Genomic DNA, 25,556 nt, shown 5'->3' on the forward strand with positions numbered 1-25,556 from the left:
CACATTGGTTCATCTCTGCACCAGGTTTTACGCGGTTTTGGCTACCTTGCGCCATCGGTTAAATGGTCCACTGCAGCCCCAGATACGAACTAAAGATACTCGCATGAGCAACGCTGTGCCCTACCGAAAACAGCAAATGGGTTTTCTCACTAAAGTTAACAAAACCTCCCAAATCGAAACCTGTGGTCGATTGGCTTTCGTCTGTACCGGCCGATTGGTAGTAAATTTCCCCGCCAAGGGTCACCGTTTTGGAAAAATCGTACTGCATTTCCCACCCGGCAAACGTCGAATTCCGGTTTCCTGTACCCGGATTAATCTGGTAGCCCACGCCCCCGTAGGTAGTTAGTTTGTTCCAAGACTTCTGGGCCCACACCGGCAAAAATGTTTTCACCTTGCCGTTGCTAAACGTGTTGTTCTTCACGGTAGGAACTTCAACAATCGGAAAAACCCCCACTTGCGGCCGGTTCTTTGTTTCCTTCAAAAAGCAATATTTTACTCCCAACTCCGTATCCGCATAACCAAATTGCGTTTGTTGGTGCGGCTCAGTTGAATAATTCAGCGGAACCAACAGATGAACCTGCATGTGAGGGATAAGTCCATAATTTACTTCAAAATGAGGAAGTGTCCCGGACCAGGATGTGGATTCATACGTACTGACAGAAGATACATAGTATTCCCAATGCCCTAACGGAACCGGCACGGGATCGTCAGTCTTGAAAGGCGGACCGGCATAAGCCTGATAACTTCCTGAAAATAGCAATATACACGCACCAACAACTGACCTTTGAACTCTTCCTTTCATCATATTCTATTTGCTAATTCACATTCAAAATCATCTGTTATCTTACATAGTATTAAATGGATTTCAATTACATTATCTCCCCGTAAAGGATTTACATTAAAACAAGACACCTTTCCTTTTATGCAACAAATTGAATTTTGTTTCATAAAACAACTCCATCTACCCTTGTTATAAGTTCTTTCTTGAAAAGCTCCGACAACACATTATGTACACTCGCTATCAATTACTTAAATAACAGCCAATAAATTTTGAATTTGAGCGACCAGATGAAAGGCAATAACATCCGGTTATAGGAAATAACAATTTACAATTTGCATTCCTTATCCGGCAGCCTTTATTTTGTAATAGAAATTTAGAAACACAAAGTCAGTTGATCGACTTTGTTACCACCCGCTAACCAACCCTGTGAAATTAAATCTGCTTGCACTGAAACCGGTCGTTTATCAATGACCTATGTTGAATTATTTAATTTCAAATACCATGAATCGTAGAATCGAAAAAGGAATTAAAGAGGTAGACGCAGCAACCGCCTACGAGAAAATCAAAAATGGTGCTATCTTGATGGACGTTCGCGAGTGGGAAGAAATTGACCAGGTTGCTTTTGGAGTAGCAAACACGTTGGTGATGCCCATCAGTGAGTTCGGTGCCCGGTTAGATGAAATCCCGCGCGACGTAGAGGTGATTGTCGGTTGCCGGAGTGGCTCACGTAGCTATCAGGTTACCTGGTTCCTGACAGAACAAAATTACAGCAACGTTATCAACCTGAAAAACGGAATCATCAGCTGGGCGCAAAGTGGACTTCCGGTTAAGGTCCGGGAAGCAGCAAAATGAAATTCAAATCCTGATGGTCTAATAACATCAACTGACTCAATCGTATAAATCATGATTTTACCGTATGTCTATGCCCTCTTAAGCGGATTATTATCGGGCGGCGCCTTAGGAATGACCGGTGGCGGCGGGTCCATTCTGGCCGTTCCATTGTTGGTTTACTTGGTTGGTCAGGATGTTCATTTAGCCATCGGGACTTCATTGATTGCGGTCGGTGTTACTTCACTAATTTCATCCGTTAGCTACATGCGGCAATCGTTGGTTAAGTTTCGTATCGCCATCTACATGGCTGCACCGGGACTCATCAGTACCTATTTGGGCGCTTTACTCAACAAGCAGTTCAAAGGGCCGGTGTTGCTGCTCTTCTTCGCCCTGTTGATGATTTATATCGGCTTTCTGATGACCCGGAAGAAAGCAGGGAACCCGGATGATCCAATTGAATCGGGAGGCATTAACTACTACCGGATTATAGCATTGGGCTTCGTAACCGGATTTGCCAGTGGCTTCTTTGGTGTGGGTGGCGGCTTCCTCCTGGTTCCGGCTCTCTACCTGGGTGCCCGACTGAAAATGAAAGAAGCTATTGCCACTTCCCTTTTTATCATCTTTCTTTTCGGAACCTTTGGACTGGCCAGCTATCTCATTCAGGGACGCGAGGTCAATTTACTGATGAGTGCCGTCTTTGTCGTCGGAGGTTCGCTTGGCGGAATTATTGGCGCATGGTATGCCAAACGCTTGAATCAGGCCAAACTACGTTACATCTTCTCTATTTTCATTATCCTTATCGGGATCGGAGTCTTCACTCAAAACCTGTTGAAGTTGATGTAATCCGGTTGCCCGGAATTTATTTCTCATCTATTTTCCATCCGTTTCCGTTCTGTGCTTTGCCCGAAAAGTCTTATTTTGACAGGCAAAACTAACGACCATTGGAACACTCACTCATCGTTACGCACGGAGAAGAAATCATCTTTACCAGCAATGAGCACTGGCTGCATCCGCTTTTCGAACTCGAAGATTTTCTGAAAGAGAAAAACATTCCCTCTTCTGAACTTCTCGTGAATGATAAGATTGCCGGAAAAGCAGCGGCCTGCCTAATGGTTCGTCTGGGAGTCACTCGCTGCCACGTCGAACTGCTTAGCGAGCGGGCTATTCCGGTATTCAAAGCACACGAGGTCGATTTTTCATACGACTCACTGGTAGAACAGATTCAGTGCCGTACCGAAGATTTGATTACCGACTCCATGAGCATCGACGACGCCTATCTTTTTCTGCGCAAGCGAGCCGGCCGGGTTCAGGGATTACCCGTCAAAATTGAGAATCTCACAGTAGACATTGGTCGTAAGAATATCCTCGAGAATTTAAGTCTCGAACTGGGAAGAGGTGAACAACTGGTCATTCACGGTGCCAACGGTACCGGAAAAACAACATTGTTGCGGACCTTGCTCGGATTTCTTCAACCGGTGCAGGGAACCATTCGTGTAGGTGACATCATGGTGGGAAGCAATGAATGGCGCCACAACCGTAGCATGATTGGATACGTGCACCAGGAAAATGTGAAGAACACCTTTCCCATTTCAGCAGAAGAAGTGGTTGCCATCGGATTGAGTGAGCGGAAACTTTCTTCGAAGGAACTGAACTACCGTGTCGAATTAGCCATGCGTCGAACCGGTTGTTTTCATCTGGCCAAACAGTCGTATCATCGTTTGTCGGGTGGAGAGAAACAACGGGTTTCACTGGCTCGTTGCCTCAGCCAAAACGCACGGGTATTGCTCTTCGATGAGCCAACTTCATTTCTCGATTCGGGTGGCAAAGAAGATTTGCTGCAGTTATTGAGTGAACTAAGCTCGACCGAAGCACCAACGATGATACTCGTCTCGCACGAAACAGCATGGCTCGATCAGCTGAACTGGCCACGCAAAGAGTTAAAAGGAGGTCAGCTATGTTAGAAATGCTCTCGCTCCCTCCCATTCTAAAAGGCCTGTTGGTATTGGCTTTCGCCGGATTTACCTTTCCTGTAACCGGCGTATACCTGCTACGCATGAACCTGCTTCCGTTGCGCTTCATGCTCATGCACGGCGCCATTCTGGGAGGCGCCATTGCGCTGGCCATGCAATACAATCCCTTCTGGACTACCATGCTGGTTAACCTGCTCATGGTGCTGCTGATGACGAAAACGTCGCGCTCCATGCAGGTCGACACAGGTCAAATCAGCATGTTCATGATGGTCATCTCCATTTCACTGGCTTTCATCTTCATCTATAAATTCAATGTCCCGGCCCAGGACACCCTCTCATTACTGTGGGGAAGTTTATTTGCACTTAGCTGGCATGAAGTAGTTGGCGTATTGGCATTTTCAGGCCTTTTGCTGGCTTTTCAGTTTCAATACAGGCGGAAGCTTCGTGCCGTGTTTTTCGACCGTGAAATCGCCTTCTCTTCCGGTGTAAACGAAGGAAGATTATACTATACTATCATTCTGTTAACGGCTATTACCGTTGCTGCTGCCATGAAACTCATCGGTGCACTTCTGCTCGATGCCCTGCTTCTTTTGCCGGCATTGATCGCATCACTTCATGCCAAGAGTTTGCGCGGAGTGATCATCTGGTCGTGCCTGTGGGGCGGCATCTTTTCCCTTTCGGGATTTTTTCTCTCGCTGGCAATAGACATTCCCGCCAGTTCCGGTGTCGCACTGATGGCATCGGTGGTCTTCCTGGTCATTTACCTGAATCACAAACGGTTTAAATCATAAATCAATTCACATATGAAATTTTCACCAGCCCGCTCTATCCTTATTTTGCTAACGATGATTGTTTTTTCCTTTTCCGCGGAAGCGCAGAATGTAGTGGCCACCAATGCATGGACTGCAGCTTTCGCCGAAGCTGCCGGAGCGAAGAATGTCACCGTGCTCGCTCCTTTTAAGATGCAACATCCCACCGAATATGAGTTACGCCCGGGCGACATTCCCCGCGTGATGAAAGCCGACCTGATTATTTACGCTGGTTACGAAACCATGCTCGACCGGATGCGCAAAGGCTTACACGTAGATGAAAACAAAATGCTGCAGATCGATACACGTTATGATTTGTCAACTCTTCGGAAATCGATCGTGAAAATTGCAGAAAAGCTGGGAACCACAGAGCAAGCGGAAGCCAACCTCAAACAGATAGAAACGGTCATCAACCAGGCCAAAGCAACATTGAAGCAGGACGGAATGCTCGAAGAACCGGTTTTGGTTCACTTTTTCCAACGGCCGCTGGCCAAAGAACTTGGATTGAAGATTGCCGGCGTTTTTGGCCCGGCTCCCCCTGAAGCACGTCAAATTGCTGATATGGCCAAAACTCATGCAGTGCTAATCATTGACAATGCACACAACCCTGTGGGAAAACCGTTGCAGGAAGTACTTCCTGATGCGCGAATGGTATCGCTGCTCAACTTTCCGGGAACGCATGGTACCCAAACATTGATGGATGTAATTCGCTACAACGTGGAGCAATTAACGCAGGTTTCATCAGACCTGAAAAAGTAGCTCTTCTCTTTCGATCATTCGCACTTAATCGGTCCGGACAAAAATTTACCATCGGATTTTTAAATAAAATTCTATTTTTGACAAAAACAGAAACTAAACTGATAGATAATAAACATGAAGAAATCACTCAGTATCCTTTTCACTTTTTTCCTGGTTAGCATGGCCGCCACGGTTTTTGCGCAGGATGTTACGGGAGTTTGGACCACGATTGACGACAAAACGGGTAAACCGAAGTCGGAAGTCAGAATCTATAAAAAAGATGGCAAGCTGTATGGCAAGATTATCAAGCTTTTCCGGGATGACCCAAATGCCGATCCGCTTTGCGATAAATGTAAGGGAAACCTGCACAATCAACATATTCTGGGCATGCAAATCATTAACGGCCTGACGCAGAATGAAGATGGACAATGGGTTGGCGATGACGGAATTATGGATCCTGAAAACGGCAAGTTTTACGATGTGAAAATCTGGCGTGAAGGCGACATTCTTCGTGTACGCGGCTACATCGGATTTCTGTATCGCACGCAGGAATGGGAGAAAAGTTGAAATAAGAAGAGAGACCTCAGACATAAGATTTTAGACATCTCTTAAAAATAATCTGAAAAGCCCCGGCATCAAGAGCGAGCCGGGGTTTTTATTTGATCTTTTCTGTGACACAAAATACTATGCAGCAGCCAGTTTACCTTCTTCACCAATATCTGAAGAGCGAGTAAAACCACTTTTGCTCAGCAACCAAACAATAACAAATCCCCAAACAAAGTTCGATGACGCTGTTTCGATAAAGTGAGCCAGCCGGACTTCGGGAACCATCAAAGCATTGGGTAGCAGATGTTGAGCATTCATCAGCAAAGCGAAAAGCAGTCCAACCATCAGTGCTTTCATCCACATACTACTTTTCATGGCCAGCATAACCGGAATAGCAATAGCAATCCATACCAGCCCGCGAATTATCTGCAAAAGGTGCAATTCCGAAAACACGAACGAGCCAAGTTGGGCGATAAAAGTAGGTTGTGCTTCCAGTCCATCGTACAACGCTCTTACTTCGGGCACCCGCCAGGCAATAAAATAACCTGCCAACTGGTAAAGAAAAGGATAAACCACAACGCTCAACAGAGCAATATTCATCCAAAACATGTTTCCAGTGGCAGTCTTTAAATGCTTGCTACTGTCAATTTGCTTCCAGTTTCCTGAAATAAGCACAGCTAGCGGACTCCAGACAAGAGACAGAATGATTCCGGTAAAAATCATCGACCAGGCCAGGTTGGCCGGCATTTTCAAATATCCGCCGAAAAACAATGCTTCAACAGCGCTCAGGGCAAACTGAATGACAAATATCTCCAAAGCCAGTAAACTGGCCAGCTTCCACCCTTTCCAAACTGCGAAATGAATTAAAGTATACAAGAGTGATGTATGAATCAAACAAACGACGGTCATTCTCAGGAACAACTGTCCTGCATCGACTCCGGATGTACTAAGTTCGAATGGAAACAACTGGCTTCCGATTCCTAAACCGACACTCCAAATTATCTGCATTAGAATAGTCAATAACAATAGTTTACCTATTGTCACAAAAATTGTTTTCATGGTTACAAGTTTGATTAATTGGTTATGATTCAGAATTATCAGAAAGATTGTTTTCAATTTTTTGGAACACTTCCAATGTCCGGTCAAGCTCTTCATCCGAAAGGTTGCCCAGAGCCTGCACATATATTTCACCTGAAAGCATCACCAGTTGGTCCTGCAAATTTCTGCCTTTGTCCGTCAGGAAAATCCGCTTCGCCCGTTTATCGTCTACATTGTCCAACCTTCGGATTAAATCGTGCTTGATCATGTTGCTGACCACGCGCGAGATGGTTGTTTTATCACGCTGACTACGGTCCGCCAATTCTTTGATACTAATTCCCTCGTTGTACCAAAGAATAGTCAATAAGGAGAACTGCTCCGGTGTGATATCCAGGCTTTCGTTGCGGAAGACATTCTCGACATGTTGGTGCACCTTCCTGGCAACGGTTCCCAACTGAAATATCAGGTTGTCATCCAATGATTTCGGAATTCTCATAGCTTTTTAGATGTATATACAACCAAATTACGACATCGAAATGAGAAAAACAAGAGTGTTAACAAAAAAAAATCCGGCTACAAGACTGGGAGACAGCCTCGAGCCGGATATGAGCATTGATTGAGAGAGGGATTTTATCTATTCCCTGTTTCGGGCCAGAAAATATAGTGCAATAGGACGATAAGCTGCATGCGCAAACTTCGAGAAAGCAAACAGAATAACCAATTCCATTGAAATGATGGTGTGAATCATAAAAATCACCTGGCTTAGTGTTTCACTCAGATTAAACGAAACCGCGACTTCCATCCAGAAACCAGTTAAACCAGCAATCCAAAGGAAGAATAGGAACATCCAGTCTGCCAGCTTAGTAGCTTCATACGTTTTCGTAGGTTTGGTCATGCGATAATACATGGCCAGCGACGTTCCGTAAATCAGGAAAAGTCCGGAAACGGTACCCAGGATGCGTGATGGCAACCAGATGGTTGTTGCCGGATCTTTAAACAGGAAGTCGAGAATGGTGGCAAAGAGGAGGCCGATAAAGCCCCACATGATTGACCAGTGCACAAACCACGGACGAACCAGGTTGGGTTTCGTACTCCAGTATTCTCCCTCATCGGTTGAACACTTTTGATATCGTCCCATGGTTCCAATCTCGGTCAGTACTTCGCCAATCGACTGAAAAACTGATTTTTTGGTTTTATTTGAATCTGTACTGTGTTTACGGTTCAGTCTCCGACTCATACTGAAAATGCCCAGAAGAGCCGTTAATCCTGTAAAGGAAAAGACAATCAGTCCCATCAGGTGAATGACCGCATAAGGCATCCAGCTGAAAATCCAGCGCGAAACCGTGAAGTCCGGCTTCATGGTCAGCAAAAAGAAACCCAGAATCGTTGCCAAAACGAGGGTTAGCAGGATGGAAAACGGATTGCTTTTGAAAATGAGCTTCGTGATACCTGAGGGCTCATAGTTCGCAATTGCATAGCGGCGCAAACCGGCCATCAATTCACCCGGGTCGGCCTGACGCGGACAAGTTGCCGAACAATCGCCACAATGGTAACACATCCAGAGCTCCTTGCTGCTCAGAATTTCTTCTTTCATTCCCAGCATGCTGTAGCGTATCATCATTCGCGGAAAACTGGCATTCTCTTCGGTCAGGCTGCAAACGGCCGTACAATTACCGCAGTTGTAGCAGGCGCTGAAATCGACAGCTCCGTATTTTGCTATATCTTTTGCCAGTTTTGGATCTACCTTTGACATAAGTGCTTAGTTCTTTTGATTCAAGTGATAGTAAAAATACTCGTCCATGTCATCGATCTCACCGGTCACTACATCACCATACTTTCGCATCGACATCACATAATAGGTCGCTTCATGGGCGGGAAGTTCAGTTGCCTTGGCGATTTCGGGAATGGTTTTCGGCCCTTCCTTCAATGCATCCTTGATCAACTTCTTCATTTTATTGTAATGCTTGATATTGGCTTTCACCTCCTCCGAAACCGTCCGTTTTTCTTTCATTATCTTGACGGTACGTTGTTTCTCTTCTGCCATCTTATCAGGTATTAAAGAGTTTACAATTGGTCGTTAATAATCACTCTCCGTGAGCGCATCAATCATTTCTTCTATCTCGGAATTGGTATAGCCTGAAAGCTCGATGGCGTCAGTCGGACAAACCGGGAGACACATTCCACAGCCTTTACAGTTCGATTCGTTCACTTTTGCCACCTTCTTGCCGTTCTCTTCCACAAACTCGAAAGCACCGAACGGACAAGCTGCCGAGCAGTTATCACAAACCTCACATTTTTCCGCATCGACTTTCGCCATGATGGGCTCCAAGGTGATTTCCTCACGTTTCAGCAACGAATAAGTCTTAGCTGAAGCGGCCAGTGACGATTTCACCGTTTCGGTTATATTCTTCGGTCCCTGGCAAACACCGGCAATCAAAACACCATCAATGGTTGTTTCTACCGGACGCAGTTTGGGGTGAATTTCGTTGTAGAACTTATCACGGCCGCGCGGAAGTTTCAGTGTATCGCCAATGGCATCATCCTTCCGGGGTGTCATACCGGTCACCAGAACCACCAAATCAGGTTCGATTTCCAGCTCTTTTCCGGCAGTCAGCAGGTCATTCACCTTAACAACTGTATGTTTTCCGTTAGAACTAACTTCGGGGAAAGTGTCTTCGGTAAACTGAATGTAGATATCGCCGTTTTTGGATGATTGCTCATACAACACTTCCTGTTTTCCGTATGTCCGGATTCCGCGATTAATGTGGTAAACCGTCATATCCGGCACTTTTTCCCGCACTTTAATCGCACTGTGAACAGCCGATGTACAGCAGTAACGCGAGCAATATTTATTTTCGCCATTCGGCTGACGACTTCCCACGCAATAGATATAAGCCATGCTCCGGATTTTCTTTCCATTGATGACCAAATCCTTACCATTGCTGAGTTCCAGGTGACGCTCCAGCTGTGGTAACGTGATGACATTGTCGTAATCGCCGTAACCGAATTCCGATTTCTCCGGCTCATACGGGTCAAATCCCGTGGTAATCATCAACGAGCCGGCTTGAAGCGTGATACGCTCTTCTTCCAGGTTCAAATCGATGGCGTCACTTACTTCGGCGCATTTACCGCACTTGGTACAGGTAGCTGCGTCGATGGCAGCGATTTCGGGGAACTGGCCGGGATGAAAGTTCATCAACGCCTTGCGGTTGGTTAAACCGAAGTTAAATTCATCGGAAACTTCTTCAGGACAAACCTCAATCGCTTTCTCAATTGTCGAAGCATCAGCGTCTTTCTTCACTCCTCGTGAAGTGATTTTCACTTCAATCTCGAAGTTACCAACACTCCCCTTCTTGGAAACAAGTTCGGCACCAGTGAACAGATTGATATTCTGACGCTTCTTTACTTCCTGATAAAGATTTTCTACAACTGATTTTCCGGTTTCTCCCGGAAGGAAAAGCTTGCCCCACTGCGAGGTACGACCACCCACATAGTGCGATTTTTCGATCAAATACACCTGCGAGCCCATATCGGCCAATTCGATGGCAGCTTTCATACCCGCTACACCGGCACCAACAACGGCTACCACATTCTGAGCAGAAATGGAAACCGGGTCCATCGCTACTGAGTGTGAAACCCGCTCAACGGCAGAACGCACCAGCGAAATAGCTTTCTCGGTGGCGCCTTTCTTATCGTCAGAGTGAGCCCAGGAGCTTTGTTCCCGGATATTCGCGTGAACGTAGTTGTACGGATTGAGTCCGGCACGTTCGGCAACTGATCTGAATGTTAAGAGGTGCAGCTTTGGAGAGCAGGATGCCACTACAATGCCGTCGAGCTCCAGATTTTTGATATCCTCAGCGATTTCCTTCTGCGAGGAATCGGCACAGGCAAAAATGGTATGCTTGGCAATGGCAACGCCTCCCATCTTTTCAGCTTCTTCTCTGACCTTATTTACATCAATAACGTCGGAGATATTACCGCCACAATGACAAACGTATACGCCAATCTTGTTCTTCATGCGAAAATATATTGATTGTCAGGAAATCCTTACCAGGAAATAGGCCCAACAATATTTAATTCATTATTCAAGTAAATCAATCTTATCAACACTGAATCAATTCATTATTCAGTCAATGCAAGATAGCTGGCAGCTTCGGACGACGCCGAGCCGGCTGAAAGAATTGAGTCCGGAATGTCCATCGGGCCGGAAGCTGCTCCTGCCACAAACACACCGTCGATGTTGGTCATGGCCGGACGTTTCAGTTCATCAATTTGCTTCACGTAGCGATAGTCATCGAATTCCAGCTTCTGTGTTTTGAAAACCTGTCCGATTTCATCGTTGGCCAGAATACCTACCGAAAGGACAACCATATCGTGCTCGACCTCCTTCACCTGACCTGTTTCAATATCATCGTACCTCAAAACGAGGTTTCCGTTTTCCTTTTCTGAAATTTTGCCGATTTTCCCTTTTACGAACTCAACGCCCATTCCTTTGGCTGTTTCATAGAATTCGTTGAATCCCTTACCAAACGATCGAATGTGCAGGTAATAAATGGTCACATCGGCCATAGGCAATGCTCCCATCAGCAATTGAGCCTGCTTGATAGAATACATGCAGCAAACCTGCGAGCAAATCGGGTTACCAACCGTATGGTCACGCGAACCGGTACAAAGTACGTAAGCCAGGTTGTCAGGCATTTTGCCGTCACCCGGACGTAAAATCGTATTGAAAGGACGTGTAGGGGCTAATTCACGCTCCATCTGCATGGAGGTGATAATATTTTTGTATCTGCCGTAACCGTAACGCGGCATTTTAATCGGGTCAAATAATTTGTACCCGGTAGCAACCACTACACTCTTAAATTGATAGGTCTTCTCTTCCGGCTCCTGTGAGAAGTCAATGGCATCAGCCGGACAAGCCCGTTCGCAGGCACCACACAACGAGCAGTTTTCGATATCGATGGCAGCAATACGCGGGTTCGCGATACTGAATGGAACAAACACCGCTTTCCGGCCAACCAGATTGAACTGGTACTGATCCTTCACCACCACCGGGCAAACCGGCTCACATTCCTGACACCCCGTACAAGCGTCTTCCTTCACATAACGGGGTTGGCGTAAAATACGCGCTTCAAAGTTCCGTTCGCCTTTCTTTTCGACTCCTTTTACTTCACTACCGGTAAAGATGGTAATGTTGGGATGCCGGGCCGTTTCCGACACTTTGGGTGTGGTAATACACGCTGCACAGTCGAGTGTAGGAAAAACCTTACTCAGCAGAATCATTTTGCCGCCAATCGAGAGTTCCTTCTCCACCAACAGCACCTTATAGTCCATTTTGGCCAGATTCAGCGCTGTCTCTTCACCGGCAATTCCACCACCTATAACCAGTGCGTCGTATGATAAAACTTCGTTCTCCATGTTACATATCTATTGTAAAAATATTCCGGTTACGCCGGTACTTTCGAAAGCGCCTCGTAAAACGATTTCATATGTTTTACGAATGGTTCGGCACATACCGAACACAAAGCAGCCATCTTCAACCGGGCCGGTTCAATCCCCTTTGCTTTCATCATTTCGTGTGTCTGGGCAATAATCGCTGCGGTTTTGTCCACACAACTTTCTCCGTAGGAACAATCGGTTCCATCGGCAGCAATAAAAACACCGTCAAACCCCTGCTCAAAGGCATGCATAATCCAGCGGGATTTAACGGAACTTGAACATCGTAACGGAATGGAATAAATGGTTGGCGGGTAGTGCATTTTCAACAACCCCGCGAGGTCAATCGCGGGGTCGGAAATCTTTTCCGTTGAAAACACTAAAATTTTAGGAGCTTTATTCGCCATTTTAGTTTTTCGTTTTAAAGCTTACGCTTTGCGCAGATAAATTTTGAAAAAGCCTGATTCTTCAACGGTGCCCATGTATTCATGGTTTTTCTTGGTAGCCCATTTAGGAATATCCTTCTTGGTACCTTCGTCAGCTGATAATACTTCCATTACCTGACCTGAAGTGATTTCAGCGATGGCTTTTTTAGCAGCCAACAGCGGTCCGGGACAAGCAGTACCACGAGCATCAACAACTTTGTCTGCCTGAATGGCAACTAATTCTTCCTGTGACATAACTTTGAGTTTTTTATTATATGAATAACTGAATAGCACTCTCTTCCGCGTCAGCGAGATAGGTTCCAACCCCGCAGTAATTCAGGTCCGGATAATCAATCATCTCATCCTTACTGAGTCCCATCAGGTCCATCGACATCTCACAAATGTTGATCTCGACACCTAACTCTCCCGCGGTTTTTAGTAAATCATCCAGAGAGGCTACATTCTTTTTCTTCATTAATGATTTGAGCATAGATAATCCGGCTCCGGCCATGTTCATTTTCGAAAGCTTCACATCAGAAGTTCCCTTGGGAAGCATGGCTCCGAACATTTTCGACGTCAACTCTTTCTTCTTTGCCCTTTTCTCTTTATCACGCAAAGCAGAAATGGCCCAGAAGGTGAAGAAAAGCTTGACTTCCATATCCATGGCTGTTGCACCGGTGGCAATAATCATCGCAGCCAAAAGCTTGTCGAGTTCACCTGAAAAGACAACCATCGAAAGCTGGTCCTTCTTCTTGGTGGCTTCGAGCTGTTTAATCCGACGCTCCAGTTCCAGTATTTTCTCTTCTGCAACTAATTCCATCTCTTATATAAATAAGTGTACGTCTGATTCCTGGGCAGCGGTGATGTATTCACTGATACCCACGATATCGTCGACTAATTCATTAAAATCCTCCATTTTCTCAGCTCCCCAGATTTTTCCGGCCAAACCGCAAACATGAATTTTCACGTTTGTTAGTTCTTTGGCTTCCCGGAAAAACTCCAGCCAGGGATTGACATTCAGCTTCTTCAGCGAATCCAGGAATTCCTGTTTCAGCTGAGGATTTTCAGCCATTTCCAGTTTTGTTGCGTCTGCAGCTACATCTTTTCTGAAGGCACGCGCTCCCTGTAGAAGCACGTAAATATCGACATCCATGTCATCGGCTGCTGCACCCGTCAGTACCACACCAGCTGCAGTGAGCTTATCGATACTTCCGGAAAAAAGCGCCATGGTCATTCTTTTAGGCATGATTCTCTTGCTTTAATAATTATGTAAACATTGACATATTAACAGGGGTAAAAGTATAGACATACGAAGTAGGGTGAAAAGAAATCGGTGTGAGGTTTATTTTGTTTCGGTGTGACATCGATCACATTTTTTGCTAAATTTGGCATCAATAAGGTTTAGCAATAGTATTTATTACCATGAGTCAGTGTCTGTGCCTGAATTGTAAAGTACGTTCGGCGGCAGCAAACCACCTTTCGATAGATGAGCTTGATCTGCTGGGAAAACGAAGTGTCGAAGTCGAGTTTGACAAAGATGAAGTCATTTTTAAGCAGGATGCATTTGCCAGTAATATTGTTTACCTGCGCGAAGGAATTGTCAAGCTGGTCATGCGCGGACACAACCGCGAGCAAATCTTGAAAGTAGTGAAAGCTCCTACCTACCTGGGCATTCCAACCACCATCGGCGACAAGATAAATAACTACTCAGCTGTTGCTCTTACGCCGGTATCGTGTTGTTTTATCGATCGGGCGACCTTCAAAAATTTTGTGGAATCCAACGGCAAGTTTGCCTACGAAATCCTGGCAACTATCAGCAAGATAGAACTCAGACAATTCCAGAACTGCGTCAACCATATTCAAACACAGGTGACCGGCCGTGTTGCCGGCATGCTACTCGATTTTTCCAAAAATCTTTACGGAAGTAACCATTTTCAGTTAACCCTAACCCGCAATGACATGGCCGATTTGTTGGGAACCTCCAGGGAAACCGTTAGTCGTATTTTGACCGATTTCGTAACCGAAAAACTGATTGAGGTACACGGAAAAGACATTACCATATTGAATGACGAAAGGCTGGAGAAAATCAATCTCGCCGGTTAATTCCCACCCATCTTTTTGTCGATTACGACATAAATTCCTTCAAAAGAGTCCTCTAATTAACGCAGCTTAACAAAATATAGCAAGCTTTAAGACTTCTGCGTCCGTCATTTTTATACCCCACTTGTTCAATATAGCAAAACACAATGCCTTTGTGGGCAGAATCTAATTTTGATGGACTCATAAAATTCAGATATCATGAAAAAGAACGTCTTAACGCTTCTCGTCATGCTCATTATCATGACGTTTGGCACTTCTGCGATAGCAAGCACAAGCACGATTAAAAGAGCGCAAAAAGATACGCTTTCCACAATGATGTACCCGCCTCATATGCTGGGCCCCGGAGTAATGCAGCCTGATATGATGCGCGCCCGCCAAATGATGAATCACGGCCGGGGGATGATGATGTCCCGGTACAACGGACCATCCTACCCGAAGGTTATGAAACCGTACATGTTCATCGTGAACCAAATACCGGAGTTGAGAATGGAGCTTTCTCTTTCCGATAAGCAATATGAAGAACTGGTGGACCTGCGAACGGAGTACCTGCAGAAAAAGGATGGACTGGAAGGCGAACTCAGTAAAATGAATCAGTTGTTACACAACGAATTATTGAACAATACAGCCAATAAAGCCGTGAAAGAGCAACTCAGCTCAATAACTGAAACGAAAGCCAGTGTGATGATGGCTGCCTATTCGACGGTTCAAAAAATGAGAAACGTGATGAAACCTGAGCAACAGAAAAAGCTCGACCATATGATTTCCAAAATGCTAAACGAAAGAAAAGCAAATCGCAATGACCCCAAGTTTTATCAGAGGCCAAACTATGAATGAATTTATACAATGATTCCGGCCACTGGTTGTACATCCCGGCAGTATGTTTCTCGTAGAAGCATCTGTCGGGATTTTAATTTTCCCAAAAGAAAACCTCTATATAACTAAATATTAATCAAGCAAATCACTATTTTTGGATAAATCCAAATGAAACCAATCCTCATGAAATGCTTCCTTGCTTTACTCCTATGCTTCTTTCCATTGATTATCAACGCACAAGAACTACAATTAGTCTGGTCGGACGAATTTGACTACGAAGGACTTCCCGACTCCACCAAGTGGAATTATGAAACAGGGTTGGTTCGAAACAACGAATCACAGTATTACACAGACCATAGACTGGAGAATGCGCGCGTAGAAGACGGGAAACTAATTATAACAGCAAGGAAGGAACCCTATGAAGGTGCTGAATACACTTCGGCCAGTTTAAACACGAAGAAAACTTTCAACTTTACTTACGGAAGAATTGAAGTACGGGCCCGTCTTCCGAAAGGACGAGGAGTTTGGCCTGCCATCTGGACACTTGGAAGTAATATCGATAGTGTGGGCTGGCCAGCCTGCGGTGAAATCGACATCATGGAATACGTCGGTTCCAACCCCGACACCATTTACGCCAATGTTCATACCCGCGATTATAACCACAATCTGGGAACCGGAAGAGGTGACAAAATCCGTCATGAACACGCCTCAGATGAGTTTCACGTATTTGCCGTTGACTGGTACCACGACCAACTCATCTTCTCAATAGAAGGAGTGCCCTACTTTGCCTGCAAAGACAACGGCGAAGGAGAAGGTGCCTGGCCTTTCACTAAACCACAATTCCTGCTCATCAATCTGGCCATCGGCGGTTCTTGGGGCGGTCAGCAAGGCATCGACGATTCAGTTTTCCCTGTCGAGTATCAGATCGATTACGTTCGGATTTACCAGTGGAAAGAATAAACCGGCTATTTTTTCAAATTCTTCAGCCTTGCCAACAACGGCGGATGTGAATAATGGAAAAACACGTAGGCTTTATGGGGAGTAAGATTGCTCAGGTTTTTCACCGAAAGCTTTTTCAACGAATTCCCCAACGCTTCAGCCAGTCCATAACTGGCAGCGAAACTATCGGCCTGGTACTCATTTTTCCGGGAAAAGACGTTCATCCCCATCCCGATAAGGAAAGAAAGCGGCGTATACAAGATTCCGAAAGCAACCAAACCTACATGAAAGCTCGCCTGGTGAGCACCTAACGCTAACGCAGGTTCCGGTCGACCGACAACTAGAGAGAAAATATACAGCATGACCGCCGTGTTCAGCAACGACAACAAGAGGCCGGAAACAATGTGTTTCTTCTTGTAGTGACCAATTTCGTGAGCTAAAACAGCAACAATCTCTTCGTTTTCCATTTCATCCATCAACGTATCGTAAAGTACAATGCGTTTTTTCGCACCAAAACCGGTGAAATAAGCATTGGCTTTCGTCGAGCGTTTGGAACCATCGATAACAAAAATGTTGTCCAGTTTGAATCCGGCTCTTTCAGAAAAGCGTTGAATAGCATTACGTAACTCACCGTCTTTCAGTGGTTTCTGTTTATTGAAAAGTGGAACTATCAATGTCGAATAGAACATGGTCATAAACAGCGAGAAAGCCGTAATGACGATTAAAGTATAGACCCAGAACATTCCCTGCGTCTGCTCATATATCCAAATCACCAGAGCCAATAAACCACCACCGATCACTGCCGCAAGCAACAAACTTTTGATGTGATCGAAAATGAAAGTCTTCACGGTAGTTTTATTAAAACCGAACCGTTCCTCGATAACAAAGGTGCTGTACCAACCAAATGGCAAAGTAAGGATGTCGGAAGCCAAGCCAATAACGCCGAAAAACAACAGTCCCAGCCAGATTGGATTATTGGTCCATTCGCGTAAATAATTATCGAGCCAGCCAAAACCACCCAGGGCAAACATTAAGATAATAACCAGAAAACTCAGGGAGGCAGTAATCAGTGAAAAGCGACTTTTTACCTTTTCATATTCCTGCGAACGGGCATATTGCTCTTCATTGTAAATTCCTTTCAGTTGATCGGGAAGTTGAACCGACAAGGAATTTGAATTTAAATATTCGAGATAACGTTCAAATAGGAAATCCAGAACAATGATTATCAATATGATGTAATAGACAGAGTTATGCATCGGTCGCGAGAATTAATTTGTGCGGAGCGAATGTACAAAATATCGACTTCCACCGCAACCAGACATCAACCGCCAAACTGTTTTTTCAGCTTTCGCTCCTGTTGCAGCCTTGTGGCGAGAATGTTAATATAATCCATGCACTTCTGTTTGTGGTCCTCATTGTCGTACACGTGATATGATTTGGAAACCCACTCGAGTGCCAGCTCAATGTGTCCCAGCATTTCACAAGCCAATGCCATATTGAAAGTTGCTTTCGCCCGGATATTTTTATTGTCACTCTTCGACATTTTAGTCCAGATTTCAGCAGCTTCTTTCCACTGATTTTTCGTTGCCAGAGTATCAGCCTTCTTCATTTCATCGTTTCCCGAATAATAAATCAACCGGTCAGTCCATTTCCAGGAAGGTACAAACAGCATTGCGACCCTGGCACCGTTGTTTTCACCGTAAGTATCAAGTACTTCCACAAAGGTCTTTGGATACCGGTTATTTTTCTCATAAGCAATCGACTCAGTCCGGTTGGGAATCCAAAGCATGGTATCCGTATAGATTTTCCAATAGGTCTTTGAATCTCCAAGAGCGTTGAAGAAACCCCAGCGGGAGCCGAGAACAACCTTTTTTACCAACTGAGTCTTTTTACTGTTATCGCTTAACCAAACAGTATCAAGTGCAACCAAAGTCTGAACTCCCAGCGAATCAGCAAGGGCCGACAACTTATGACGCAACACGGAATCGGGAAACAACAGGCCTTTCGGCATAAAGTCGAGTCCGTTGGAAACTACTTCAACACGGTTAAAATACTGAACACTGTCTGTCTGTGATTTAAATCCTTTTAAGGTTTCTGCAGCATATCGGTCTACAATGCTGTCTGCATTCGTTTTGAGGTCAGTTTCATCTGCTTTCTGAGTTCGGTGAAAGTCGACAATAGCCAGATTCACAATACTGTCAGGCAAGGAAACTGTAGCCGGTTCCATCACCTGCATGTCGACAAAACCAAAATTATTTGTGGTATAACATCCCGAAAGAGAAAATAGAATCAACAGACTAGTTAGTAGACTTTTAGTGGTCATTATTTTATTTGTTGGTTTAGTCTTGAAATTTGTTTTTGGCGAGCCATCAAAATCGCCAGATATTGTCCGGCAACTGGGCCGTACCGCTTGCCGTCCATCAATTTCACTGCCTTTGATGCCCAGCTAACCGCCAAATCAATTTGGTTCAGCATCTCAGCTGCAACTGCCAGATTAAGCTCCGCGATACCGCTATTCCTATTATTGGGAACCGAAGCCAGCTTATTCCAAATGACAGCCGCTTCCTCCCATTGGTTATGCTGCGCCATTTGCGTCGCTTTCCTCCATTCATCGCCCGAAGGTGTAACAATCGTACGGTTCGCTGTCGCCCAGAAAGGTCCCATATGACGGGCATATTGTTCTCCGGCAATTTGGGCAGCCATTTCTACTGCCGCTGTTCGGTCAGGGTTTTTCTTACTCAAATCAAGAACGCCGTCCTGGTTGTAACGGTCCCAAACCAATTGATCCGTATAACGAAAATGGTCGACAGGTTTTTCTTTTCCTGGTAGGTAAAGAGCCCAAAGTGCGTTGATTTTCACAGAGGATTCGCCCGAATCATCCCTCATGCCGGGTGTTGTTTTCGAATAAAAGTAACTAAGCATTTCTAACGCTACCAAGCCGTCAACGTGGCTTTCCTCGCATACTTTGGTAACGAAACCGGGAGAGAGCGGCAAAACATGCTTACCGCGATGTGGTCGAATTGCATTGAAAGGGTAAGTCACAATCGTATCGTAGCGACCGGTTGCCAGCAATTTCTTCTGAAGGCTGCTCAATGCCGACTGAACAGCCAGACTATCCAGCCCTTCATTCTCCTTTTCAGGTGCTTTTTTTAGCTTATAATTGTAGCTGAAGTAATTCCCTAGTGTATCGACCTCATATTTAAAATTTCGGGCTAAAAACGCCAAATTCCGCTTTTGGGCAGGCAAGTTAACCTTACCTGATTTCAACACTTCAATAGGAACCGATTGCGTGGTAGTGCATGAAGCAAAAATCAGCGCACTGGCCATTATCGCCAAAATAAACCGACATGTTTTCATGATTCAAGGTATTTATTTTGACCGGCGAGATGAGCCCCCTACCTGACCGACAACTAATCGGTCTCCTTCTCTTCGTCGATCTTGTTCAGTAATTTTCTTCGTTTATCGAGTATTCTCAGGTATTCGTCAGTTTGATGGCGGTAATAAGTCTTGTAAGACTTAACTCCCCACTCGATTGCTTTTTCGATATGGCCGTTCATTTCGTTAGCCAACGCGAGGTTAAACTCCACTTTACTCCTCCTGCTCCTCGCCCCCTCATCAGCATACTGCTCCCAGATCTTTTGAGCGGCTTCCCAATCTCCCTTCTCAGCCAAAGGAATGGCCTTGTCGATATCTTTCTTCCCGGTAGCAAACAAGCGCCTTCGGGCATCTTTCCACTGCGGTGCAATTTTGCGAGCAAGATCTTGTCCCGTCACCACACCTCCTTCTATCAGGGCTTCCTTGATGGACGGTAGCTTGTAATACATCTCCTCGGCAGTATATCCGTATGAGTCCCAGAAAATCGTATCCGTGACGTTAAAAGTCCTGATCTTTTCGCGGTGTCTCGGATCATAAAGTCTCCACCGGGAGTGATAAGTGAGGTCCAAAGCTCCGTAATAGGTCTCGACCATGTTTCCCGAAAAATCCTGCTCATAACCACTATCAAAATCCGTGTTGACTTCCTCGTTAAAGCTTTCCAACACCAAAAGCGCATCGGTATTGAAGTTCTCGCACATCGTCGTCACGAAATTCCAATCCAGGGGTTCCGGACTAATCGTCGCCGGAAGGTAATTCGTCAGGTTACTCTCTTTGGGAATCACCACGTCGAACCGGCCTGAATTGAACAGCTGATGCGCTGCGACCTGAATCACTGTATCAGCCGCAATACTGTCACGAAGGGTCGTGTCCAGTTCCAAATGGCGATCGGCCAGTAATTGCTCCAGCGAATCGCGATCCCAGTTCTTAAAGTCGGGCGTCATGCTCCGGTTGAAAACCGTCAGGCTCTGAATAGAATCAGAAACAAAAGTGGGAGGCGGCTGCAGCAACTGGATATTGACCGTGCGAACTGCCGAACAACCACCAAGCAGAGAAATACCTGCCAGCATGACAAGAAAATAAAATACAATGCGGATTCTATTCATTTGCAACCTATTCGAGAATTCTTAAAATTTTAAATATTTTATATTCAATTAAAATACAACGCGTTTAGCCAAATTAACAAAACAACTAGTTCAATATATTTATCACCTGATGAAAACTGCTTTTTCATCAATAGCTGCCCCAATAACGACGCAAAAACCATTCAACAGCCAAAAGTGCGATTAAAAGAAACAGAACAAACTCATAGCGGATAGCATCCATCATCACCACCTCCTCGGTTTGCTCACTTCTGCTCTGCAGGAGTTTTTTTAAATCCGGGAACAACTGGTCCAATTGATTAGCAAAATATACTTTTCCTCCCGAATATTGCGCTACAGCTGTCATTATCTGCTGATTGGCCCGTGTCTCCAGCATTTCGGTCCGGGCAGCCATTACCTCAAAATCACCGGATTCTTTCAACGAGTCAGCTCCGACCTTCGCGGTAGCGGAAAAATGATAGCTTCCCGGTGGCAAATGACCGGCATTCAACTCGTAACCATCATTATCTTCCGTGAATACATAGTGAAACAGCTTTCCGGAAGCATTTGTCAAATCCAAAGTAACCGCTGAATTATGAACCGGTTCATATATGGCATTAAACAAAGTAGCCGAAAAATGAACCGCTTCATTGGCTTGCACCATCCGGTTAAAGTGAACATTGAACTGATCTTCATTTCGCTTTAACGCCAGGTACCGCGCCGTGTTAACAATCCAATCATTAAAAAGAGCTTTATCTCCGTCGACTGACCGGGCCGAGATACGCCATCTCCAGATTCCTTCTCCATCAAAAACAGCTTTTTTAACACCACTCTGCTCACCCATGATCAAGGCCGGTTTCTCCTCTCCACTTCCCGACTGATAAAACAACGTCTCCATAAAAGGCTCTGTTTCTACCTTCCCTTCCGGAATAACCAGAGGCGTTTGTGCCCCCAACCAATCGTTCAGTCGTATATCGGGATGAAACAACCCAAAGCCGGGATTAACCTTCATCTGGACATCAGCCAGCTGTTTATTTTCACTAACAATTTTCATACCACCATTCAACTTATTAAAAGCCGAAATACTGCTCTGTGTCCCCAGAAAATACCAGCGGGAAGTTCTGGAATCGATAAATTTCTTTAAATCAGATATGCCAACATCCTTTGATTCAGGAACCTGATAAAATATAAGTAAATTAAATTTCTCCGGAGAATAATCACCAAAATGGCCAAACGGTGCGACCACAACCTTGAACTGGGGATCCGACTCCAACGCCTCTGTGAGCGCACCGATATCGGGATGAGGCGCCCCAGCCAATATCAATATTTTTCGCTGGCTGTTCAATACATCAACCGTAAGTACACGAGTGTTGTTAGCGGTGTTCTGCTCTCCTGAAACAGGGCTTAACTGAATTTGATAATGTTGCAATCCCGGCTTTTCACTTTTCAACCGAAAGGATTCCCGACGAAAAACAGAGCTTCCCGCAATCGGAACGATCCGTTGTTCAACCACCTTTCCATCGTGGGTAATAGAAATACGGGTTTGCCCCGATTTCAATCCGTTTCCGGCTATCTCTACCTCTACCGGGAATGCTTTTCCCGGAAAGGCCGTTGTATTGGCCCGTACCTGGCTGATGCGAATATCGCTGTGCACAGTTGTATCACCTTCGATAACCGAATAAACAGGATATCCCAGTGTTCTTACGGTGTTCACCGGGTTTTGTCCAGCGTTGTAAATTCCGTCACCAACAATCAGCATAGCAACCGGCTTTTCGTAGGCATGCTGCGCTGCAACCGACTGAATCGCATCCGAGTAATCAGACAAATTACCTTTGTAATCAGGAGCAGTCCCCTCCTGAACAGAATCGGCAAACAGGTACCATTTCAAATCGGCTAAGCCCGAAAGATTAGAAGCAACCCGTCTTTTCAGTGAATCCAGCGTAGAACGAATCTTCAGCGAATCGGGATGATTGAGCATGGAAGAGGAATTATCCTGCAGCACCAAAACTACTGGTTTGTTCTTTGTCTTTTTCTTCAGCTTAACAACAGGCGAAAGTAGCAACACGGTCATCAGGAAAAGCACAGCAAACCGCAAGCCCTTTAATGTCCACAATTGCCAACGACCCAGATTTTCAAAAGCAGAAGCATGGCGGTAGAGCAGACGCATCAGGAACCAGGCAAAAGCCAGGCAAAGAAGGATGAATATTTCGGGATATGCTGTAGAGAAAATCACACCTGTCAATCATTCGTTAAGACACAAAAATAACAACAAACCATCATTCCAAACATAAAAAAGGGCCACAATCTCCGCAGCCCTTAAGTATCAATTCAAATCAAACATGCAATTTACTATATTTCAATTCAATCCTTTGAGTGAAAAACCAAAAGCGGAATCGTTGTATGAAACAGCAATTCACGAGCCACACTGGGCTTCAGGATGGATGTAATCAAATTCCGCTTGTGCGTGGTAAGTGAAATAATATCGATCTCTTTGTCCTTGATATATTGCTCGATTCCCTTCACCTGGTTGTCATTCTTAATCATGTCGAAATCCATCGGGACGTCTTCGGGAATCCCGGCATATTTCTCTTTGAAATGATTTAAATCGTAATTGGCAAATGGATTCTCACCGGACGTATCGATATGCACCACGTGAACATGAACATCGAGTGGGCGGGCAATATTCAGCAACATCCGTATCGCAGGACCATCTGATTTGTCGAAGTTGGTCGCATACATGATGCGCTTGAACATCTCATCCTTGTAAGTTGATTTTTCCGGAATAGCCAAAACCGGAATTTTGGCTTTCTGAATAATCTTGGCGGTTACACTACCGTACCAATAGTCGGACCGTGATTTTCCTTTGGCCCCCAGAATGATCAGATCGAAGTTCTCGCTGTCAGCCAGCTCCAAAATGGTCTCTTCAGCAATTCCTCCTACCAGCCTTGTGGTCAGGGTGATGTCCAACAAGTCTTTTTCTTCCATGTAGGCCCGGAGGTCACTCACGAATTTGGTCATTCCGCGGGTAGCATGCTCCTCAATTTCATGGAGTGCATCGGTCACACTACTCGGATAGATATATGTATTGTCGTATCCCCACGGACTAACAATCGGGTTGAAGAAGGCATGAACCAACACCAACTCAGCTTTCTTTTGTTTGGCAACATGAACGGCATATTTTGCAGCATTGAGCGCGAAAGAGGAAAAATCTATCGGCACCAGAATCCTCCGGATGGCAGAAACCATATCATCGGGTTCCTGAAACTCGGGCCCGTACTTTTCGTTTACCTGGTCGATGATTTCCAAAGCTTTCTCCACATCGCCTTCTCTTACCTGAAGTTCAACCCGGTTCTGGGCTTCGGAACGGATAGCATATCGTAATCCCTGGTTCAGGATGCAGCTTTCGATACCGGCCGAATCGAGCCAACCTTTCATCAGGTAAGCGCGGTGCAGATAGCTAAAACGGGCAACGGTAACTAACTTATCAGTCATAGCTTTAGAATTTAGAGTTTACGAACTTGAATGGCCGCAACTGGCTTTCGACAAAAGTGAAGAACGTTGTTTTTGGCTTTGCCTTGCGGCTACTATAAATTTAACAAAATACATTATGAAAATCAACTGAAAACGAAGAAAGAAAACATGCTTTATTCATTTCAATCCTTTGATTTTTCAGGTTGTTCAGTTTACCATAGCACGTCGACAACCAGAAGTCTTCCCGGTAAACATTTGTTTTCCCAACCTTCTATTTTCTAAACGAAAACCGACTAAATCTGGTTGAAAATCAACGCTATATTTAACAATATTTAGCTTGCCCCCAAACCAGCTCAACGAAATCAGAACAACAAACATGTTATGACATATCTTATTACATGTCATCAACTTAAAATGGTTACATAAATAAGAGAATTAATAACTGAAGATTCAAAAAGGGACGGCATCAATCCGCCCTGAACATGATGCTGTTGAGAATTTTCACGCCGAAAAACGGTTCTTGTCCTGAAAATTTACAAACGGTAGGTGTACGCCAAACCAGTAATGAAATCACGGTCGGGTTTAGACACATTGATTCCGTGCTGCAACCTGAAAAACAGACCAAACTGACTCCTTTTATTCAGGGAGAATTTGGTTCCCAGGGTGTATCTTGCTTTGTTGAATTTACCGGCCTTCTCATCTGGCAATTGATAATATATCTCTCCCGAGAAATACGGGTCCCAGGCACTATTCCGGATGTGATATTCCGCCTTGACTTTCTGCCGCAAAAACGAACTGGCATCGTTGCCACCTGCTATAAAATCATCCTCGTTGGTAAAACGCACACGGTATGAGAATTCCATCCGCTTAACATCCTTGCTGGCTTCAGCATCTATAATAAAGCGATGAAGCGTTCGCCAGTCATTGTTTTTATCGCGATCCCGGGCAAACCGATACCCCGCTCCCAGGCTAAACCAGTCTGAAACATCGTATCCGGCACCAATCTCGGTAAAATAGCGCCCCAGACTCGGAGTTTCATCCGAAAATCGAAACTCCTCGTTCAATTCAAATTTCCATTTGTGAAAATCTTTACGGATGCCAGCACTGGTCCACACACCATAATTATCGGCTGCAACCACTGGCCTTACACCAAACAGGAAAAGAATCATTCCTGCGAAAGCAATCATCTTTTTCATATTACAAGT

27 protein-coding genes are annotated in these 25,556 nt (G+C 45.0%); 9 read left to right on the plus strand and 18 right to left on the minus strand.

Going from position 1 to position 25,556, the window contains the following annotated elements; genetic code table 11:
* Positions 1 to 58: 58 nt before the first annotated feature.
* Positions 59 to 805 (minus strand): transporter family protein, encoded by a 747-nt coding sequence (locus tag CLV93_RS17970; RefSeq protein WP_146142072.1) that lies wholly within the window; start codon positions 803 to 805, stop codon positions 59 to 61.
* 477 nt (positions 806 to 1,282) lie between these two features.
* Between CLV93_RS17970 and CLV93_RS17975 the strand changes: the two genes are divergently transcribed.
* The 6 genes from CLV93_RS17975 to CLV93_RS18000 all read left to right on the plus strand — a co-directional run bounded on the left by CLV93_RS17975 (position 1,283) and on the right by CLV93_RS18000 (position 5,696).
* A complete protein-coding gene (locus CLV93_RS17975; RefSeq protein ID WP_170108992.1) occupies positions 1,283 to 1,633 on the plus strand; it encodes a rhodanese-like domain-containing protein in 351 nt (116 codons plus the stop codon).
* 51 nt (positions 1,634 to 1,684) lie between these two features.
* Positions 1,685 to 2,455 (plus strand): sulfite exporter TauE/SafE family protein, encoded by a 771-nt coding sequence (locus tag CLV93_RS17980; protein ID WP_106543612.1) that lies wholly within the window; start codon positions 1,685 to 1,687, stop codon positions 2,453 to 2,455.
* A 98-nt stretch (positions 2,456 to 2,553) separates the two neighbouring features.
* Positions 2,554 to 3,573 (plus strand): DUF1893 domain-containing protein, encoded by a 1,020-nt coding sequence (locus tag CLV93_RS17985; protein WP_106543613.1) that lies wholly within the window; start codon positions 2,554 to 2,556, stop codon positions 3,571 to 3,573.
* Positions 3,567 to 4,373, plus strand: coding sequence for a metal ABC transporter permease (locus tag CLV93_RS17990; RefSeq protein ID WP_106543614.1), 807 nt, complete (start codon positions 3,567 to 3,569; stop codon positions 4,371 to 4,373). The genes CLV93_RS17985 and CLV93_RS17990 overlap by 7 nt, the downstream gene beginning before the upstream one ends.
* A 12-nt stretch (positions 4,374 to 4,385) precedes the next feature.
* Complete coding sequence (locus CLV93_RS17995; RefSeq protein ID WP_106543615.1) at positions 4,386 to 5,150, plus strand: metal ABC transporter substrate-binding protein; 765 nt, start codon at positions 4,386 to 4,388, stop codon at positions 5,148 to 5,150.
* A gap of 114 nt (positions 5,151 to 5,264) precedes the next feature.
* A complete protein-coding gene (locus CLV93_RS18000) occupies positions 5,265 to 5,696 on the plus strand; it encodes a DUF2147 domain-containing protein (RefSeq protein WP_106543616.1) in 432 nt (143 codons plus the stop codon).
* Between the two features lie 117 nt (positions 5,697 to 5,813).
* On the opposite strand, the gene CLV93_RS18005 is transcribed toward CLV93_RS18000, so the two are convergent.
* The 10 genes from CLV93_RS18005 to CLV93_RS18050 form a co-directional block, all read right to left on the minus strand.
* Positions 5,814 to 6,734: a hypothetical protein gene (locus CLV93_RS18005; RefSeq protein WP_146142073.1), complete on the minus strand. Its 921-nt coding sequence runs from the start codon at positions 6,732 to 6,734 to the stop codon at positions 5,814 to 5,816.
* 22 nt (positions 6,735 to 6,756) lie between these two features.
* Entirely contained in the window at positions 6,757 to 7,209 is a 453-nt protein-coding gene (locus CLV93_RS18010; protein WP_106543618.1) for a MarR family winged helix-turn-helix transcriptional regulator, read from the minus strand.
* A gap of 138 nt (positions 7,210 to 7,347) precedes the next feature.
* Positions 7,348 to 8,466 (minus strand): 4Fe-4S dicluster domain-containing protein, encoded by a 1,119-nt coding sequence (locus CLV93_RS18015; protein WP_106543619.1) that lies wholly within the window; start codon positions 8,464 to 8,466, stop codon positions 7,348 to 7,350.
* Between the two features lie 6 nt (positions 8,467 to 8,472).
* The gene (locus CLV93_RS18020) at positions 8,473 to 8,757 is read right to left on the minus strand and encodes a hypothetical protein (protein ID WP_106543620.1); all 285 of its coding nucleotides are present in this window, start codon (positions 8,755 to 8,757) and stop codon (positions 8,473 to 8,475) included.
* Positions 8,758 to 8,790: 33 nt separating this feature from the next.
* A complete protein-coding gene (locus CLV93_RS18025; protein WP_106543621.1) occupies positions 8,791 to 10,731 on the minus strand; it encodes a CoB--CoM heterodisulfide reductase iron-sulfur subunit A family protein in 1,941 nt (646 codons plus the stop codon).
* A gap of 104 nt (positions 10,732 to 10,835) precedes the next feature.
* Positions 10,836 to 12,131 (minus strand): CoB--CoM heterodisulfide reductase iron-sulfur subunit A family protein, encoded by a 1,296-nt coding sequence (locus CLV93_RS18030; protein WP_106543622.1) that lies wholly within the window; start codon positions 12,129 to 12,131, stop codon positions 10,836 to 10,838.
* A 29-nt stretch (positions 12,132 to 12,160) separates the two neighbouring features.
* On the minus strand, positions 12,161 to 12,556 hold the full coding sequence (locus CLV93_RS18035; protein WP_106543623.1) for a hydrogenase iron-sulfur subunit: 396 nt from the start codon (positions 12,554 to 12,556) through the stop codon (positions 12,161 to 12,163).
* A gap of 21 nt (positions 12,557 to 12,577) precedes the next feature.
* On the minus strand, positions 12,578 to 12,829 hold the full coding sequence (locus tag CLV93_RS18040; protein WP_106543624.1) for a sulfurtransferase TusA family protein: 252 nt from the start codon (positions 12,827 to 12,829) through the stop codon (positions 12,578 to 12,580).
* A 16-nt stretch (positions 12,830 to 12,845) separates the two neighbouring features.
* Positions 12,846 to 13,394 (minus strand): DsrE/DsrF/DrsH-like family protein, encoded by a 549-nt coding sequence (locus CLV93_RS18045; protein WP_106543625.1) that lies wholly within the window; start codon positions 13,392 to 13,394, stop codon positions 12,846 to 12,848.
* Positions 13,395 to 13,397: 3 nt separating this feature from the next.
* Positions 13,398 to 13,820 carry a DsrE family protein gene (locus tag CLV93_RS18050; protein WP_106543626.1) on the minus strand — a complete coding sequence of 141 codons (423 nt, stop codon included), beginning with the start codon at positions 13,818 to 13,820 and terminating at the stop codon, positions 13,398 to 13,400.
* 176 nt (positions 13,821 to 13,996) lie between these two features.
* On the opposite strand from CLV93_RS18050, the gene CLV93_RS18055 reads away from it, so the two are divergent.
* The 3 genes from CLV93_RS18055 (at position 13,997) to CLV93_RS18065 (ending at position 16,447) form a co-directional block, all read left to right on the plus strand.
* Positions 13,997 to 14,677 (plus strand): Crp/Fnr family transcriptional regulator, encoded by a 681-nt coding sequence (locus tag CLV93_RS18055; protein ID WP_106543627.1) that lies wholly within the window; start codon positions 13,997 to 13,999, stop codon positions 14,675 to 14,677.
* Between the two features lie 195 nt (positions 14,678 to 14,872).
* A complete protein-coding gene (locus tag CLV93_RS18060; protein ID WP_146142074.1) occupies positions 14,873 to 15,508 on the plus strand; it encodes a Spy/CpxP family protein refolding chaperone in 636 nt (211 codons plus the stop codon).
* Positions 15,509 to 15,670: 162 nt separating this feature from the next.
* Entirely contained in the window at positions 15,671 to 16,447 is a 777-nt protein-coding gene (locus CLV93_RS18065) for a glycoside hydrolase family 16 protein (RefSeq protein ID WP_170108993.1), read from the plus strand.
* Positions 16,448 to 16,452: 5 nt separating this feature from the next.
* On the opposite strand, the gene CLV93_RS18070 is transcribed toward CLV93_RS18065, so the two are convergent.
* The 7 genes from CLV93_RS18070 to CLV93_RS18100 all read right to left on the minus strand — a co-directional run bounded on the left by CLV93_RS18070 (position 16,453) and on the right by CLV93_RS18100 (position 25,547).
* Positions 16,453 to 17,592, minus strand: a complete 1,140-nt coding sequence (locus CLV93_RS18070; RefSeq protein ID WP_246187241.1) for a M48 family metallopeptidase — start codon at positions 17,590 to 17,592, stop codon at positions 16,453 to 16,455.
* A 155-nt stretch (positions 17,593 to 17,747) separates the two neighbouring features.
* Positions 17,748 to 18,749, minus strand: a complete 1,002-nt coding sequence (locus tag CLV93_RS18075) for a DUF6340 family protein (protein ID WP_146142075.1) — start codon at positions 18,747 to 18,749, stop codon at positions 17,748 to 17,750.
* On the minus strand, positions 18,749 to 19,783 hold the full coding sequence (locus tag CLV93_RS18080; protein WP_146142076.1) for a DUF6340 family protein: 1,035 nt from the start codon (positions 19,781 to 19,783) through the stop codon (positions 18,749 to 18,751). The genes CLV93_RS18075 and CLV93_RS18080 overlap by 1 nt, the downstream gene beginning before the upstream one ends.
* 53 nt (positions 19,784 to 19,836) lie before the next feature.
* Positions 19,837 to 20,904, minus strand: a complete 1,068-nt coding sequence (locus CLV93_RS18085) for a DUF6340 family protein (protein ID WP_106543633.1) — start codon at positions 20,902 to 20,904, stop codon at positions 19,837 to 19,839.
* Between the two features lie 127 nt (positions 20,905 to 21,031).
* The gene (locus tag CLV93_RS18090; protein WP_146142077.1) at positions 21,032 to 23,113 is read right to left on the minus strand and encodes a hypothetical protein; all 2,082 of its coding nucleotides are present in this window, start codon (positions 23,111 to 23,113) and stop codon (positions 21,032 to 21,034) included.
* A 128-nt stretch (positions 23,114 to 23,241) separates the two neighbouring features.
* Positions 23,242 to 24,372 carry a universal stress protein gene (locus CLV93_RS18095; RefSeq protein ID WP_106543635.1) on the minus strand — a complete coding sequence of 377 codons (1,131 nt, stop codon included), beginning with the start codon at positions 24,370 to 24,372 and terminating at the stop codon, positions 23,242 to 23,244.
* Positions 24,373 to 24,884: 512 nt separating this feature from the next.
* Complete coding sequence (locus tag CLV93_RS18100) at positions 24,885 to 25,547, minus strand: DUF2490 domain-containing protein (protein ID WP_106543636.1); 663 nt, start codon at positions 25,545 to 25,547, stop codon at positions 24,885 to 24,887.
* Between the last annotated feature and the right edge of the window lie 9 nt (positions 25,548 to 25,556).

Origin of the sequence: Prolixibacter denitrificans, assembly GCF_003014495.1 — a bacterium.
GTDB classification, from domain to species: Bacteria; Bacteroidota; Bacteroidia; order Bacteroidales; family Prolixibacteraceae; genus Prolixibacter; species Prolixibacter denitrificans.

What these genes read in the sequence shown, in the direction of transcription:
- CLV93_RS17970 (WP_146142072.1), bottom strand. Translation starts at nt 805, where the DNA reads ATGATGAAAGGAAGAGTTCAAAGGTCAGTTGTTGGTGCGTGTATATTG.
- CLV93_RS17975 (WP_170108992.1), top strand. Translation starts at nt 1,283, where the DNA reads ATGAATCGTAGAATCGAAAAAGGAATTAAAGAGGTAGACGCAGCAACC.
- CLV93_RS17980 (WP_106543612.1), top strand. Translation starts at nt 1,685, where the DNA reads ATGATTTTACCGTATGTCTATGCCCTCTTAAGCGGATTATTATCGGGC.
- CLV93_RS17990 (WP_106543614.1), top strand. Translation starts at nt 3,567, where the DNA reads ATGTTAGAAATGCTCTCGCTCCCTCCCATTCTAAAAGGCCTGTTGGTA.
- CLV93_RS17995 (WP_106543615.1), top strand. Translation starts at nt 4,386, where the DNA reads ATGAAATTTTCACCAGCCCGCTCTATCCTTATTTTGCTAACGATGATT.
- CLV93_RS18000 (WP_106543616.1), top strand. Translation starts at nt 5,265, where the DNA reads ATGAAGAAATCACTCAGTATCCTTTTCACTTTTTTCCTGGTTAGCATG.
- CLV93_RS18005 (WP_146142073.1), bottom strand. Translation starts at nt 6,734, where the DNA reads ATGAAAACAATTTTTGTGACAATAGGTAAACTATTGTTATTGACTATT.
- CLV93_RS18010 (WP_106543618.1), bottom strand. Translation starts at nt 7,209, where the DNA reads ATGAGAATTCCGAAATCATTGGATGACAACCTGATATTTCAGTTGGGA.
- CLV93_RS18015 (WP_106543619.1), bottom strand. Translation starts at nt 8,466, where the DNA reads ATGTCAAAGGTAGATCCAAAACTGGCAAAAGATATAGCAAAATACGGA.
- CLV93_RS18020 (WP_106543620.1), bottom strand. Translation starts at nt 8,757, where the DNA reads ATGGCAGAAGAGAAACAACGTACCGTCAAGATAATGAAAGAAAAACGG.
- CLV93_RS18025 (WP_106543621.1), bottom strand. Translation starts at nt 10,731, where the DNA reads ATGAAGAACAAGATTGGCGTATACGTTTGTCATTGTGGCGGTAATATC.
- CLV93_RS18030 (WP_106543622.1), bottom strand. Translation starts at nt 12,131, where the DNA reads ATGGAGAACGAAGTTTTATCATACGACGCACTGGTTATAGGTGGTGGA.
- CLV93_RS18035 (WP_106543623.1), bottom strand. Translation starts at nt 12,556, where the DNA reads ATGGCGAATAAAGCTCCTAAAATTTTAGTGTTTTCAACGGAAAAGATT.
- CLV93_RS18040 (WP_106543624.1), bottom strand. Translation starts at nt 12,829, where the DNA reads ATGTCACAGGAAGAATTAGTTGCCATTCAGGCAGACAAAGTTGTTGAT.
- CLV93_RS18045 (WP_106543625.1), bottom strand. Translation starts at nt 13,394, where the DNA reads ATGGAATTAGTTGCAGAAGAGAAAATACTGGAACTGGAGCGTCGGATT.
- CLV93_RS18050 (WP_106543626.1), bottom strand. Translation starts at nt 13,820, where the DNA reads ATGCCTAAAAGAATGACCATGGCGCTTTTTTCCGGAAGTATCGATAAG.
- CLV93_RS18055 (WP_106543627.1), top strand. Translation starts at nt 13,997, where the DNA reads ATGAGTCAGTGTCTGTGCCTGAATTGTAAAGTACGTTCGGCGGCAGCA.
- CLV93_RS18060 (WP_146142074.1), top strand. Translation starts at nt 14,873, where the DNA reads ATGAAAAAGAACGTCTTAACGCTTCTCGTCATGCTCATTATCATGACG.
- CLV93_RS18065 (WP_170108993.1), top strand. Translation starts at nt 15,671, where the DNA reads ATGAAATGCTTCCTTGCTTTACTCCTATGCTTCTTTCCATTGATTATC.
- CLV93_RS18075 (WP_146142075.1), bottom strand. Translation starts at nt 18,749, where the DNA reads ATGACCACTAAAAGTCTACTAACTAGTCTGTTGATTCTATTTTCTCTT.
- CLV93_RS18080 (WP_146142076.1), bottom strand. Translation starts at nt 19,783, where the DNA reads ATGAAAACATGTCGGTTTATTTTGGCGATAATGGCCAGTGCGCTGATT.
- CLV93_RS18085 (WP_106543633.1), bottom strand. Translation starts at nt 20,904, where the DNA reads ATGAATAGAATCCGCATTGTATTTTATTTTCTTGTCATGCTGGCAGGT.
- CLV93_RS18095 (WP_106543635.1), bottom strand. Translation starts at nt 24,372, where the DNA reads ATGACTGATAAGTTAGTTACCGTTGCCCGTTTTAGCTATCTGCACCGC.
- CLV93_RS18100 (WP_106543636.1), bottom strand. Translation starts at nt 25,547, where the DNA reads ATGAAAAAGATGATTGCTTTCGCAGGAATGATTCTTTTCCTGTTTGGT.